Origin of the sequence: Streptomyces sp. NPDC016562, from assembly GCF_043076955.1 — a bacterium.
In the GTDB taxonomy this organism is placed as follows: Bacteria; Actinomycetota; Actinomycetes; order Streptomycetales; family Streptomycetaceae; genus Streptomyces.
Window position 1 is genome coordinate 509569 of record NZ_JBIBRZ010000001.1, and the last position, 11725, is coordinate 521293.

The 11725-nt window shown below is 72.6% G+C and carries 13 protein-coding genes; 4 read left to right on the plus strand and 9 right to left on the minus strand.

The window, feature by feature from the left end:
• Positions 1–34 precede the first annotated feature (34 nt).
• Positions 35–1219, minus strand: a complete 1185-nt coding sequence (locus ACF059_RS02325) for an SDR family oxidoreductase (protein WP_392050286.1) — start codon at positions 1217–1219, stop codon at positions 35–37.
• A 192-nt stretch (positions 1220–1411) separates the two neighbouring features.
• Here ACF059_RS02325 and ACF059_RS02330 point away from each other — a divergent pair, with 192 nt between their 5' ends.
• Both ACF059_RS02330 and ACF059_RS02335 read left to right on the plus strand, forming a co-directional pair.
• The gene (locus ACF059_RS02330) at positions 1412–2830 is read left to right on the plus strand and encodes a zinc-dependent metalloprotease (protein WP_392050289.1); all 1419 of its coding nucleotides are present in this window, start codon (positions 1412–1414) and stop codon (positions 2828–2830) included.
• Positions 2827–3357 carry an NUDIX hydrolase gene (locus tag ACF059_RS02335; protein ID WP_392050292.1) on the plus strand — a complete coding sequence of 177 codons (531 nt, stop codon included), beginning with the start codon at positions 2827–2829 and terminating at the stop codon, positions 3355–3357. The genes ACF059_RS02330 and ACF059_RS02335 overlap by 4 nt, the downstream gene beginning before the upstream one ends.
• A 101-nt stretch (positions 3358–3458) precedes the next feature.
• Here ACF059_RS02335 and ACF059_RS02340 read toward each other — a convergent pair whose 3' ends face one another.
• From ACF059_RS02340 to ACF059_RS02355, 4 genes are all read right to left on the minus strand, one after another.
• Positions 3459–4214, minus strand: coding sequence for an AIM24 family protein (locus ACF059_RS02340; protein WP_392050295.1), 756 nt, complete (start codon positions 4212–4214; stop codon positions 3459–3461).
• 17 nt (positions 4215–4231) lie between these two features.
• The gene (locus ACF059_RS02345) at positions 4232–4912 is read right to left on the minus strand and encodes an AIM24 family protein (RefSeq protein WP_360888748.1); all 681 of its coding nucleotides are present in this window, start codon (positions 4910–4912) and stop codon (positions 4232–4234) included.
• A gap of 20 nt (positions 4913–4932) precedes the next feature.
• On the minus strand, positions 4933–6579 hold the full coding sequence (locus ACF059_RS02350; RefSeq protein ID WP_392050298.1) for a TerD family protein: 1647 nt from the start codon (positions 6577–6579) through the stop codon (positions 4933–4935).
• Positions 6580–6731: 152 nt separating this feature from the next.
• Complete coding sequence (locus ACF059_RS02355) at positions 6732–7271, minus strand: M48 family metallopeptidase (protein WP_360888065.1); 540 nt, start codon at positions 7269–7271, stop codon at positions 6732–6734.
• 224 nt (positions 7272–7495) lie between these two features.
• Between ACF059_RS02355 and ACF059_RS02360 the strand changes: the two genes are divergently transcribed.
• Positions 7496–8638 (plus strand): ThiF family adenylyltransferase, encoded by a 1143-nt coding sequence (locus ACF059_RS02360; protein WP_392050301.1) that lies wholly within the window; start codon positions 7496–7498, stop codon positions 8636–8638.
• 87 nt (positions 8639–8725) lie between these two features.
• Complete coding sequence (locus ACF059_RS02365) at positions 8726–10054, plus strand: ABC1 kinase family protein (RefSeq protein ID WP_392050304.1); 1329 nt, start codon at positions 8726–8728, stop codon at positions 10052–10054.
• A gap of 12 nt (positions 10055–10066) precedes the next feature.
• Here the strand turns inward: ACF059_RS02365 and ACF059_RS02370 are convergent, their stop codons facing one another.
• From ACF059_RS02370 to ACF059_RS02385, 4 genes are all read right to left on the minus strand, one after another.
• Positions 10067–10273, minus strand: a complete 207-nt coding sequence (locus tag ACF059_RS02370; protein WP_361949535.1) for a hypothetical protein — start codon at positions 10271–10273, stop codon at positions 10067–10069.
• Positions 10274–10374: 101 nt separating this feature from the next.
• Positions 10375–10704 (minus strand): hypothetical protein, encoded by a 330-nt coding sequence (locus ACF059_RS02375; RefSeq protein WP_361949537.1) that lies wholly within the window; start codon positions 10702–10704, stop codon positions 10375–10377.
• Positions 10701–11072 (minus strand): WhiB family transcriptional regulator, encoded by a 372-nt coding sequence (locus ACF059_RS02380; RefSeq protein WP_392050306.1) that lies wholly within the window; start codon positions 11070–11072, stop codon positions 10701–10703. The genes ACF059_RS02375 and ACF059_RS02380 overlap by 4 nt, the downstream gene beginning before the upstream one ends.
• 194 nt (positions 11073–11266) lie before the next feature.
• Entirely contained in the window at positions 11267–11593 is a 327-nt protein-coding gene (locus ACF059_RS02385; protein ID WP_392050309.1) for a hypothetical protein, read from the minus strand.
• Positions 11594–11725: the final 132 nt, after the last annotated feature.

Below are 11725 nucleotides of genomic sequence, written 5' to 3' on the forward strand. Positions count from 1 at the left end.
GCACCTCCCGGGACCCGGCCCCGGCCCGGCCCGGTCAGATCCCCCTGCGCCGACGGGCGGCGCGGACCACCGCGGCGGCGCCCAGCAGCGCGACCGTCGCACCCGCGGCGCCCGCGGCGGTGGCGTCCTTGCGCCCCAGCCGCCGCCCCGCCACGGTGTGCCGGCCCGCCACCTCCTGGAGGAGCTCGGCCAGCACCTCCTCATTGGTCCAGCGCGGCCGCCAGCCCGCCGCGTGCAGCCCGCTGACGCTGACCACCCACGGGTGCATCGTGTACGCCAGGTCGCCCGCCGGGGACGGCGTCAGGCCGATCCGGTGCAGCCGGGCCGCCGCGCCCAGCGCGACCGCCGAGGGCAGCTCCATGCGGCGGATGCCGCTCAGCTCCTCGACCTCCTCCTGCTCCAGCCACCCCTCGCAGCCCACGGCCAGCTCGCCCTCGACCTTTTCCAGGGCCGCGTACTCCAGGGCGCTGACCAGGTCGTCCACGTGGCAGAACTGCCAGGTGGGGCGGGAGCCGGCCACCACGAGCAGGCGCGGGGACTCGAAGTAGCGGGTCAGGGCCGTGTCGGTGCCGCCGACCAGGACGGCCGGGCGGATCACGGTGACGTTCAGGCCCGGGTGCGCGCGCGGGGCGCGCCGCCCGAGGCGTTCGATCTCCAGCAGGTCGCCGACGCCCGTGGCCTCGGCGGTGGCGCGCAGCTCGGAGTCCTCCGACAGCGGGATGTCGTTGTCCGGCAGGGCCCCGTAGACCATCGCCGAGGTGCAGAGCACGACCCGGTGCACGCCGGCCGCGGCGGCCGCCGTGAGGACGGTCTGGGTGCCGCGCACGTTGTACGCGGTGCGGGCGGCCGGGTCCGTCTCCAGGTCGAGGTCCAGGGCGAGGTGGACCACGACGTCCGCGCCGCGCAGCTTCTCGGCGATGGCGGGGTCCCGTACGTCCAGGATGTGCCACTGCGCGGCCGCGCAGTCACCGCGCCGCTCGTCGATGGCCACGACCTGCTTGACCTCGTCCGAGACGGCCAGGCGGCTCACCAGGGCCGCGCCGACACCGGACGCGGCGCCGGTCACCGCGATCACGGGGCCCCGTAGGGCCGCGTTACGCGGCTGGCGAACACCGTCGGCGCTGTCGCCCCGCTCTGGGCGGTTTTCGGCGTCGTTGGGCGCGGGCCTGTGCTCGTCCGAGCTGTGCTTGTCCAAAGCGTGCGGATCCGGGGAACTCACCAGGCGTCTCCAGCGGTTGTCTTCAGTGGGGACGCGCCGTGACGCGTACCTACCAGTTGACGTCCATCCTGCCGCAGCCCAGGAGCCGGCGGAGCACCGAGCCCGTATGCGGTTCGGGTGTCTACGCTGGGTGGTGTTGTCGGACCATTGCCCGTCGGCTCCCGCCGGCGGCCCTACGAGCCGAGGAAACCCGTGAGCGAGACCCCATTCGGATTCGGCCTTCCGCCGGAGGAGCCGGAGAACGGCGACGAGGGCAAGAAGAAGGGCAACGAGGGCGGTCAGGGCGGCCCTGCGAATCCCTTCGGGTTCCCGGGCATGGGCCTGCCGGGCGGCGCGGGCGGCGCCGGCGGCTTCGGTGGTGCGGACAACCCGTTCGCCGCGATGTTCGGCGCGATGAACCCGAACGACCTCGGCGCGGCCTTCCAGCAGCTCGGCCAGATGCTCAGCTACGAGGGCGGTCCCGTGAACTGGGACATGGCCAAGGACATCGCCCGCCGGACCGTCGCCCAGGGCACGGCGGACGGCGTGAAGGACACGAGCGTCGGCGTCGCCGAGAAGTCCGCCGTGGAGGAGGCCGTGCGCCTCGCGGACCACTGGCTGGACGGCGTGACCTCGCTGCCGTCGGGCGCCACCACGGCCGTCGCGTGGAGCCGCGCCGAGTGGGTGGAGGCCACCCTGCCGGTGTGGAAGGAGCTGGTGGACCCGGTCGCGGAGCGCGTCGGCGCGGCCATGGGCAGCGTGCTGCCCGAGGAGATGCAGGCGATGGCGGGCCCGCTGCTCGGCATGATGCGCTCCATGGGCGGCGCCATGTTCGGTCAGCAGATCGGCCAGGCCGTGGGGGTGCTCGCGGGCGAGGTCGTCGGCTCCACCGACATCGGGCTGCCGCTGGGTCCGGCCGGCAAGGCCGCGCTGCTGCCGCTGAACATCGAGGGCTTCGGCAAGGACCTGGGCGTCCCCTCGGACGAGGTGCGGCTGTACCTGGCCCTGCGCGAGGCGGCCCACGCGCGTCTCTTCGCGCACGTGCCGTGGCTGCGCTCGCACCTGTTCGGCGCGGTCGAGGGCTACGCCCGCGGCATCAAGGTCGACACCTCGAAGCTGGAGGACGTGGTCGGCCAGCTGGACCCGTCGAATCCGGAGCAGCTGCAGGAGGCGCTCCAGGGCGGCATGTTCCAGCCGGAGGACACCCCCGAGCAGAAGGCCGCCCTGGCCCGCCTGGAGACGGCGCTCGCGCTGGTCGAGGGCTGGGTCGACGCGGTGGTGCACGAGGCCGCGAAGCCGCGCCTGACCTCGGCGGACGCCATGCGCGAGACCATGCGCCGGCGGCGCGCCTCGGGCGGACCGGCGGAGCAGACCTTCGCGACGCTGATCGGCCTGGAGCTGCGCCCGCGGCGGCTGCGCGACGCCTCGCGGCTGTGGGCCTCGCTGACCGACGCGCGGGGCGTGGACGGCCGCGACGGGCTGTGGGAGCACCCGGACATGCTGCCGACGGCCTCCGACCTGGACGACCCGGACGGCTTCGTGCACCGCGAGCAGCTGGACTTCTCCGAGATCGACAAGATGCTCGGCGAGGCCGCCGAGAAGCGCGAAGAGGACGGCGACGACAAGAAGTGAGCCTGCACGAAGACGCGGTCCTCGTACTGAAGACCTACGAGGGCCAGCCCGAGCTGCGCGACCTCTACCTGGAGCACCTGGCGGCCCATCCGGACGGGGTCTACAAGCCCTGTCAGGCCGGGCACGTCACGGGCAGTGCGCTGGTGATCGACCCCGAGCGCGGGCGCGTCCTGCTGACCCTGCACCGCAAGCTCGGCATGTGGCTCCAGATGGGCGGCCACTGCGAGTCCGGCGACGCCACCCTCGCGGACGTGGCGCTGCGCGAGGCCCGCGAGGAGTCGGGCATCGCCTCGGGGCTGACGCTGCTCGCGGGCGGGCCGGTGCGCCTGGACCGCCATCCGATCCCGGCGCCGTGCAACTGGCACCTGGACGTGCAGTACGCGGCGCTGGCTCCGGCCGGTGCGGAGGCCGAGATCAGCGAGGAGTCCCTGGACCTGCGCTGGTTCCCGTACGAGGAGGTGGCGGCGGTGGCCGACGCCTCGGTCGTGCGGCTGATGGAGGCGACCCTGGAGCGACTGCGGGGCTGACCCGCGTGAGCCGCTGGCGTGACGGCGGGGCTGACCCGCGGGCGTGACGAAGGGGCGGTCCCTGACGGGGCCGCCCCTTCGCCGTGGCGCCTGCCGGAAGGCTAGTTCCAGGCGTTGTTCTGGTTCTGCGCGTGGGAACCGTGCTGTCCCATGCCGAACTGCGCCGCGACGCCCTGTCCGAGCTGGGCGTTCTGCGGCGGCAGCGCCTCGCTGGGCTGCACCAGCGCGTAACCGGTGCCGAGGAAGCTGAGCTCCCAGCCCTCACCGGTGTTGCCGCGCCGGCGCCAGACTCCGCTGGAGTGCGTCTGGGCCTGCATCTGCACGCGCAGCGAGGTCGACCAGGCGACGATCGCGTCCGCGTCGACGTTGACGTACTTGTCGGGCGTGACGTGCATCATCAGCGGCTGGCCGGAGGTCATCAGCGCGACCTTGCCGCGGCCGGTGATGTTGAGCTGGTACTTGCCGGATCCGGAGATCCCGTACTGGCTGTCCACCGCGATGACCTCGGTGTGCAGGGTGGAGTCCAGGGCCAGCACGTAGCTGCTGTCGACCGTCAGGCCCTCCTGGTCCACGTCCACGACGTGCACGTACTGGGCGAGGTTGGCCAGGTAGACCGTGCCCTGCCCGGAGCAGCGCATGAGGTCCAGGCCCTCGCCGGTGCGCCGGCGGGCACCCCGCTGGCTGGTGCTCTGGTACTCGCCGTCGAAGTCGATGAGCCCCTGGTAGGCCACCATCGCGCCCTTGCGGGCGAGTACGTCGTCGGAGCCGGTCAGCGAGACCCGCAGCAGCTGCGGGTTCTGGACGGTGTAGCGGTCCTGGGACTGCGCTTCGGCGTGGGCGAAAAGTGTGCTCTGCATGATGTGTCCGCTCCCCCTCAGCCCCGGGCCCGGAGCCGGTCGGTGCTGTCCTCGCTGGGCTGCACGACGACGATTCCCTGGCCGGAGAAGGCCATCTGGTAGGCCTCCCCGCTGCCCCGGCCGATCATCGACGAGGCCTTGAAGCTGCGCTTGCCCTTCACCTTGAGGTTCGGCGACCAGGCGACGAGCGCGTCCGGGTCGACGTACGTCTCGTCCTCGCCGCGGCCGCAGTCGACCACCATCGGGGTGCCGCGGGAGGTGAGGGCGACCCAGCCGGTACCCGCGACCTGCACGTTGAACAGGCCCTGGCCGGCGAACTTGGCGAGTCCCTTGACCCGCTCGACGCCCCACTGGAGGTGCGCGTCGAAGGCGAGCAGGTTGGTGCCGTTGACCGAGAGCGAGTCGTTGTTGAGGTTGATGACGACGACGTCGGCGCCGTAGTCCGCGAGGTAGAGCAGGCCGTCGCCGGTGCACTTCATCAGCGGTGCGCCTTCGCCGGTGACCCACTGCGCCGCCATCTGGCGGACGGCGGGCGGGTTGGGCTCGTACTGCACGAAGCCCTCGTAGGCGACCATCGAGCCGGTGCGGGCGAAGAGGTCCTGGCCGCTCTGCATGGCGACCTTGAGCATGGACCGGCCGTGGTTCTCCATGCGGGCCGTGACGGGGGTCGGGGCGTAGCCCGCGAGCTGTTGGTTCATTGCGTTCATGTCGGGCTCCCTCAGACCTCGTACGGCTGGACGACGATGAAGTTGCCGGGAGCGCCGCGGAACTGGAGGTTCACGGTCTCCCCGCTGTGGCCGGGGTAGGCGTTGCGCCGCAGCCGGACCTGGCTGGACAGGATCACCTGGGAGGCGGAGGACCACGCCACGATGGCGTTGCTGTCCGCGAAGGTGGTCGGCGTGACGGGCAGGACCACCGGGACGCCGTGCGTCTTGACGATCACGGTGCCGGTGCCCTGGAACTGCATGGTGAACAGGGCGCCGCCGGGGATGCCGTGGCCCTCGATGCGGCGGACCTCGTGCTGGAGCGACTCGTCGAAGGCGAGCACGTTCTCGGCGGAGACGCAGATCCCGTCGCCCTGGAGCTCGATGGCGTGCAGGTGGGCGCCGTTCTCCGCGAGGAAGACCTGGCCGCGGCCGGTGCAGCGCATCAGCTGCATCTCCTGGCCGGTGGCGTTGCCGACGATGCGGCCGGCGAAGCCCGCGCCCTTGTAGCTGAAGTCGACCTTGCCCTGGTACAGGACCATGCTGCCCTGGCGGGCGAGGACGGCCTGGCCGCCCATCGCGAGGTCGACGCGCATGAGCTGCTGGTTCTGCGCGGTCCAGCGGGAGCCGGTGGGGGCTTCCTTGTAGGGCTGGAGCGCGGCGGCGAGTCCGCCTCCGGCGGGGGCCATGCCCTGCGGGGCGTAGCCCGGGACCTGGCCGGGGACGTGGCCCGGGACCTGGCCGTAGCCCGGCTGCGGCTGCTGCCCGTAGGGGGCGGGAGCCGGGGCGGGCGGCGGCACCTGGCCCGGGACCTGGCCGTACGAGGGCTGCTGCTGCGGCGGCTGGCCGTACGGGGCGGGGGCGGGCGGGGCGAACGGCGCGGCCATGGTGGGCGCGGCGTGCACCGGGGCGGCGGGCGCCGGCTGCTGATACGCCTGCGGCTGCGGGGCCGGGGCGGGCGCGGGCGCGCCGAAGGACGGCGCGGGAGCCGGAGCGGCGGCCGGGGCCGGAGCGGGGACGGGCGCCTGGGCCGGGGCGCCGAAGGACGGAGCCGGGGCGGGGGCGGCCGCCTGCGGCGGGGGCGCGAATCCGGGCGCGGCGGCGGCCGGGGCCTGCTGGGCCGGCTGCGCCTCCTCGGCGACTTCGCCGCCGAAGTTGCGCAGCAGCGCGTCGAGGCCGCCGTCGAAGCCCTGGCCGACGGCGGCGAAGCGCCACACGTCCTTCAGGTAGAAGTCGCCGAGCATCACGGCCCGCTCGGTGGTGAACTCCGCACCGGTGAACGCGTACCGGACGACCTCTTCGCCGCCCGCCACGATCCGGATGTGGCCCGGGCCGATCTGCGACATCTGTCCGGCGCCGTCGATGGTGGCGGTGAAGGACAGCTTGTGGATGGACGCCGGAATCCGGTCCAGGGTCACCCGGAAGGATTCGGTGTCACCGGCCTGCGGCCCGAGCTGCTGAATGGACTCTTCCGGCGACTTCGGCTGGTTGAAGAAGACGAAGTACCGGTCGTCCGACAGCTGCTCGTTGGCGTCGAGGCCGAAACAGCTGATGTCGAAGGTGAGTCCGGGCCCGGCGATCTGCACGCCTACATACAGATCGGTGCCCGCCGTCAGGTCACTGATCTTGGCCTTGTGGCCGCGTTGGAATTCCCTGGCCATACGTAACGACCGTCCCCCATCCCGACTGTGAATACGTGCCGCTCAGGCTAACGGCAACTGCCGACATCGGGCCAAGTCGGTACCGACCCGGTACATATCACGCTGTGTGACGTCGCCGTGTGACGTCACGGGTGGGGAGCGGTCCTGCGGGCTCACTCCTCGCGGGCGGCCGGGACCTGGGGAAGACGCTCGGCCGCCACGACGCCCTCCAGGTACCCGCGGGCCCGCTCGGTGCGCGGGTACGCCTCCAGGAGTTCCCAGAAGCGGGGGCCGTGGCCGGGCACGAGGAGGTGGGCCAGCTCGTGGAGGAGTACGTAGTCGACGACGTACTCGGGCATCCCCTGGAGCCGGTGGGAGAGCCGGATGCTGCCTTCGGCCGGGGTGCAGGAGCCCCAGCGGGTGTTCTGGTTGGTGACCCAGCGGACCGAGCGGGGGCGGGCGCGGCCGCTGAAGTACTGCTCGGACAAACGCTCGGCGCGCTCGGTGAGTTCCGCGTCGCCGAAGGTGCGTTTGCTCTCCTGGGCCGCCAGCTTGTCGAGCATGACGCCCACCCAGCGCCGCTCCTCCGCCTCGGACATCCGGGCAGGGATGAGGACGACCGTACGGTCACCCTCGCGATAGGCGGATACGGTCCTGCGGCGGCGCGCGCTCCGGCGGACTTCGACGGTGCTCTGCGGTGGGTCGGCGGACACGCCACGACGTTACCCGTAAGCGGTGACGGAAGTCCCGCGCGTCCAGGGTTCGAACATGACCGATTCACGGCGGCTATCCGAAACCGCATTTCTCTTCATCTCATATACCTAATACGCCCCACCTGTGGACAAATTCCGGCACGGATTCCCAAGGACGGGCAGTGTTGCGGGAGAAGCGGAAACGGGGCGGCCCCGCTCCGCACGGGAAATGAGGGGGACGGGACATGTATCCGAAGGTGAAGCCGGCCTTGGCGCGGGCCTGGCGGGATATGCAGACGGTGCAGTTCGGGGTGACCCCGGCGCATGCGGTGGTGCTCGGCCCCGTGGACACGGCGACGGGTGCGCTGCTCGACCGGATCGACGGGACGCGCGGCATGGACCGGCTGCGGGCCGAGGCCTCGGCGATGGGACTGCCGCAGAGGCAGGCCGACGAACTGGTCAGGCGGCTGGCGGGGGCCGGTCTGCTCGACGACGCCACCGCGGGCGGCCCGCGGGCCCAGGCCGTACGGGGGCATCCGCAGGCCCTGGAACGGCTCGGGCCCGATCTGGCTTCGCTGTCCCTGGTCCACCGGCGGCCGGGCGGCGACTTACTGGGGGTCGCCGCGCGCCGGACGATACGGGTGCGGGTGCGCGGGAGCGGCCGGGTGGGGGCCCTGATCGCGGCGGTGCTGGCCGGCGCCGGCGTCGGCCGGGTCGAGGTGCTCGACGGCGGCCGGGTGGAGGCGGCCGACGTGGCGCCGGGCGGTCTGGGTCCCGGGAGCGTGGGCCGGCTGCGGGCCGAGGCCGCGGGGAAACTGGTGCGGGAGTCGGCCCCGGCGCGTGCCCCGCGGGCGGGCGAGGCCGAGGGCCCGGAGCCGGGGCTGGCCCTGGTGGTCGTCGCCCCGCGGGACGGGCTGCAGGCCTGGGCCCCCGATCCGGACACCGCGGCCGACTGGGTCGCCTCGGGCGTGCCCCACCTGTATGCGGGGGTGTTGGAGGGGACCGGGGTGGTGGGTCCGCTGGTCCTGCCGGGGGCGACCGCCTGCGCGGGGTGCATGGAGCGCGAGCGCGTGGACCGGGACACGGCCTGGCCGCGCATGCTCGTGCAGTGGCGCTCGGCGCACCGCCGCCGGTCGGGCGCCGCCTGCGACCTGGGCCTGTCCACGGCGGTGGCCGGCCTGGCCGCCGCGCACGCGCTCTCCTTCCTCGACGGCGAACTGCCCGCCTCCACCGGGTCCCGCTGGGAGGCGGCCCTGCCCGCCCTCCACTGGGAGCCCACCCCCGTCCGCCCGCACCCCGACTGTCCGTGCCGCGCGACGGGCGACGCCCCGGCCGCGCTCGCGCACGTCGCGGGAGGATCGGCAGCAGACCGGCCGGGAGGGCCATGACAGGATGCGTGGGTTGGGTCTGTCGGGCCGAAGGGCCTTCCCGAAACCGCCGCTTGCGGCGCAGCTGTCTGGGAAATGGAGGGGCGCATGTCTGATCTTCCCCGGAAGGCGGTCACCCGTACCGCCAAGCTGGCCGTGCTGCCGCTCGGCATCGCCGGTCGGGCCACGTGGGGGCTGACCAAACGGATAGGCGGCAAGTCGGCGGAGATAGTGGCGCGCGAGCTGCAGCAGCGCACCGCCGAGCAGTTGTTCCGCACGCTCGGGGAGCTGAAGGGCGGTGCCATGAAGTTCGGGCAGGCGCTCTCGGTCTTCGAGTCGGCTCTGCCGGAGGAGGTCGCGGGACCTTACCGGGCGGCGCTGACCAAGCTCCAGGAGGCGGCCCCGCCACTGCCCGCGGCGACGGTGCACCAGGTGCTGGCGGAGCGCCTCGGCGCGGACTGGCGGGACCTGTTCGAGGAGTTCGAGGACAAGCCGGCCGCGGCGGCCTCCATCGGGCAGGTGCACCGGGCCGTGTGGCACGACGGCCGGCAGGTGGCGGTCAAGGTCCAGTACCCGGGGGCCGGAGAGGCGCTGCTGTCGGACCTGAAGCAGCTGGGCCGGTTCGCGGGCCTGCTGGGGCCGCTGATCCCCGGCATGGAAATCAAGCCGCTCATCAAGGAGTTGCGCGACCGGGTCTCGGAGGAGCTCGACTACGAGCTGGAGGCCGAGGCCCAGCGGACGCACGCGGACGCCTTCGTGGACGATCCGGACGTGTGCGTGCCGGACGTGGTGCACCAGGGCGACCAGGTGCTGGTCACCGAGTGGCTGGAGGGGACCCCGCTGTCGGAGGTGATAGCCGACGGCACCCAGGAGGAGCGCGACCGGGCCGGACAGCTGCTGGCCGGCTTCCTCTTCTCCGGTCCCGCGCGCACCGGTCTGCTGCACGCGGACCCGCACCCGGGCAACTTCCGGCTGATCACGGGGGCGGACGGCCGGATGCGGCTGGGCGTCCTGGACTTCGGCACCGTCGACCGGCTCCCCGGCGGCTGGCCGAAGCCCATCGGACGCTCGCTGCGGATGACGCTGGACGATGACGCCGAGGGGGTCTACGGGCACCTGCGCGCCGAGGGGTTCGTCAAGGAGTCCGTCGACCTGGACCCGGAGGCGGTGCTGGACTACCTCAGGCCGATGCTGGAGCCGGCCGAGGCGGAGGAGTTCACCTTCACGCGGCCGTGGCTGCGCGGCCAGGCGGCGCGGATCGCCGATCCCCGCTCCCCCGCGCACCAGTTGGGCCGCCAGATCAACCTGCCGCCCTCGTACCTGCTGATCCACCGGGTGACGCTCAGCACCATAGGCGTGATGTGCCAGCTGGGCGCGACGGTGCGGCTGCGGGACGAACTGGACGCCTGGCTACCGGGGTTCGCCGCCTCGGAGTGAGGCCGTAGCGGGTCACCACCAGGAGGAGTCGAGCCTGCCTTCGATGGCCCGGAGGTTGGCGCGCGCGCAGTCGACGCAGAAGAACTGTCTGGTGCCGTTCTCCACGGAGCAGGTCCAGGTGGGCGGGGGGCCGTCGGGAGCCTGGGTGCCGCAGCGCGCGCAGACGACGGGCTGGGCCTCGGATCCCGACGGGGTGGGGTGGGGTGTCGGATGGTCCACCTTCAGACGATATCCCCGTCGGGGGCGGACAGCCGTCCGCAACGCCCCGGGGGGACCGGTCCGTTCGGACCGGTCCCCCCGGAGGTGCTGTTCTTCAGCTCTTAGTGCATGACGGCCATGGCCAGCGCGCGGCGGGCGCGCATCGAGACGCGCTCGGCTCGCCGCTGCATGCGGCGGGCGGCGACCAGGCGCAGGGCGTGACGCTCGGCGTCCACCTCGCGCATGCGGTCGTCCATATGGGCACGGGCCAGGGCTTCTGGGATGAGTTGCATTTCGCGGGTCCTGTTCTGACGCGAGGTGTTCGCGCCGGCGGTGATGAAGTCTGCGTGGGCGGCGCCGTGGGGCTGCTCGCTCGTGGTGTGGGCGGTCATGAGGGCCTGCTTCAAGGGGTCGTGCGTGACGGGGCGGTCGATGGTGCCGAGGGCGGTCATGCCGAGACGACCGGGTTCTTGCGCGGGCGGCCGCGGGGCCGCTTCCGGGCTACGACGACACCCTGGACGAAGAGCTCGCCACCCCAGACGCCCCAGGGCTCGCGGCGCTCGGTCGCCCCGGCGAGGCAGGCCTCGACCAGCGGGCAGGTGCGGCAGAGCGACTTGGCGTACTCGACGTCCGCCGGGGACTCGGCGAAGAAGACCTCGGGGTCGAAGGTGCGGCAGGGAACCGGGACGCCGAGGTTCTCGATGGCGTCGTCGAGCGCGGTCAGCGCGGTGAGCGGGGTCAAGGTGGGGTCCTCCGGGACTGCGGGCGGGGAGATCGTTTGGGTCTGCGATACGGACGGGGCGTGCGCTTCGAGTTGCACGGTGGTTTCTTCCTCGTCTTGGTCGGCTAGTCGTTCCGGCCGGTCGGCCGGGTCGGCTGGGCTGGTTTCACACCGACTGGTCCTGCCAGTCCCGTGGCCCCTTCGCTCCGTCGTCCCCGGTCGGGGACAAACAGAAGGGCCGCGGATCCCGGGTGGGGTTCCGCGGCCCTGAAGGCGCCGGCCTGATCATGCGATCAGGCTGGATCACTCCAGGGTTCGAGCCCGCGGAAGGCCCACATCAGGTGGTGCTGCTGCTTCTTCGTCTGCTGCGTCTTGGATCCGGCACCGGCTGCGGCACCGGAGCCATAGGCGCCGTGCGCCTGAGCTTCTGCTGCCAGTACTGCCACCGGTGCCTGGGTCGGTCGCTCGTTGCGCTCACTGACGGCAAGGGTCGCCAGCAGGGCGCGGCGGTCGGCGGAAATCGCGGACACACCGGTACCCCGGAGGGAGACGGAACCGAGCAGGCAGGAAGCGGGGACCGAGCGATCGGTCATTTTGGTGAAGGTCATGAAGCTGGTCACTGGTCTCGCCTCCTCTCGGCGTCTCGGGGACCCGGCCCGGGGGCCTGTCCCATACGTATTCGGATAAGTACAGCACGGATCCAGGGCTTCGGAGAAGCCACCGTTTCCGTTGCTAAGAACCTATGGGTCTTC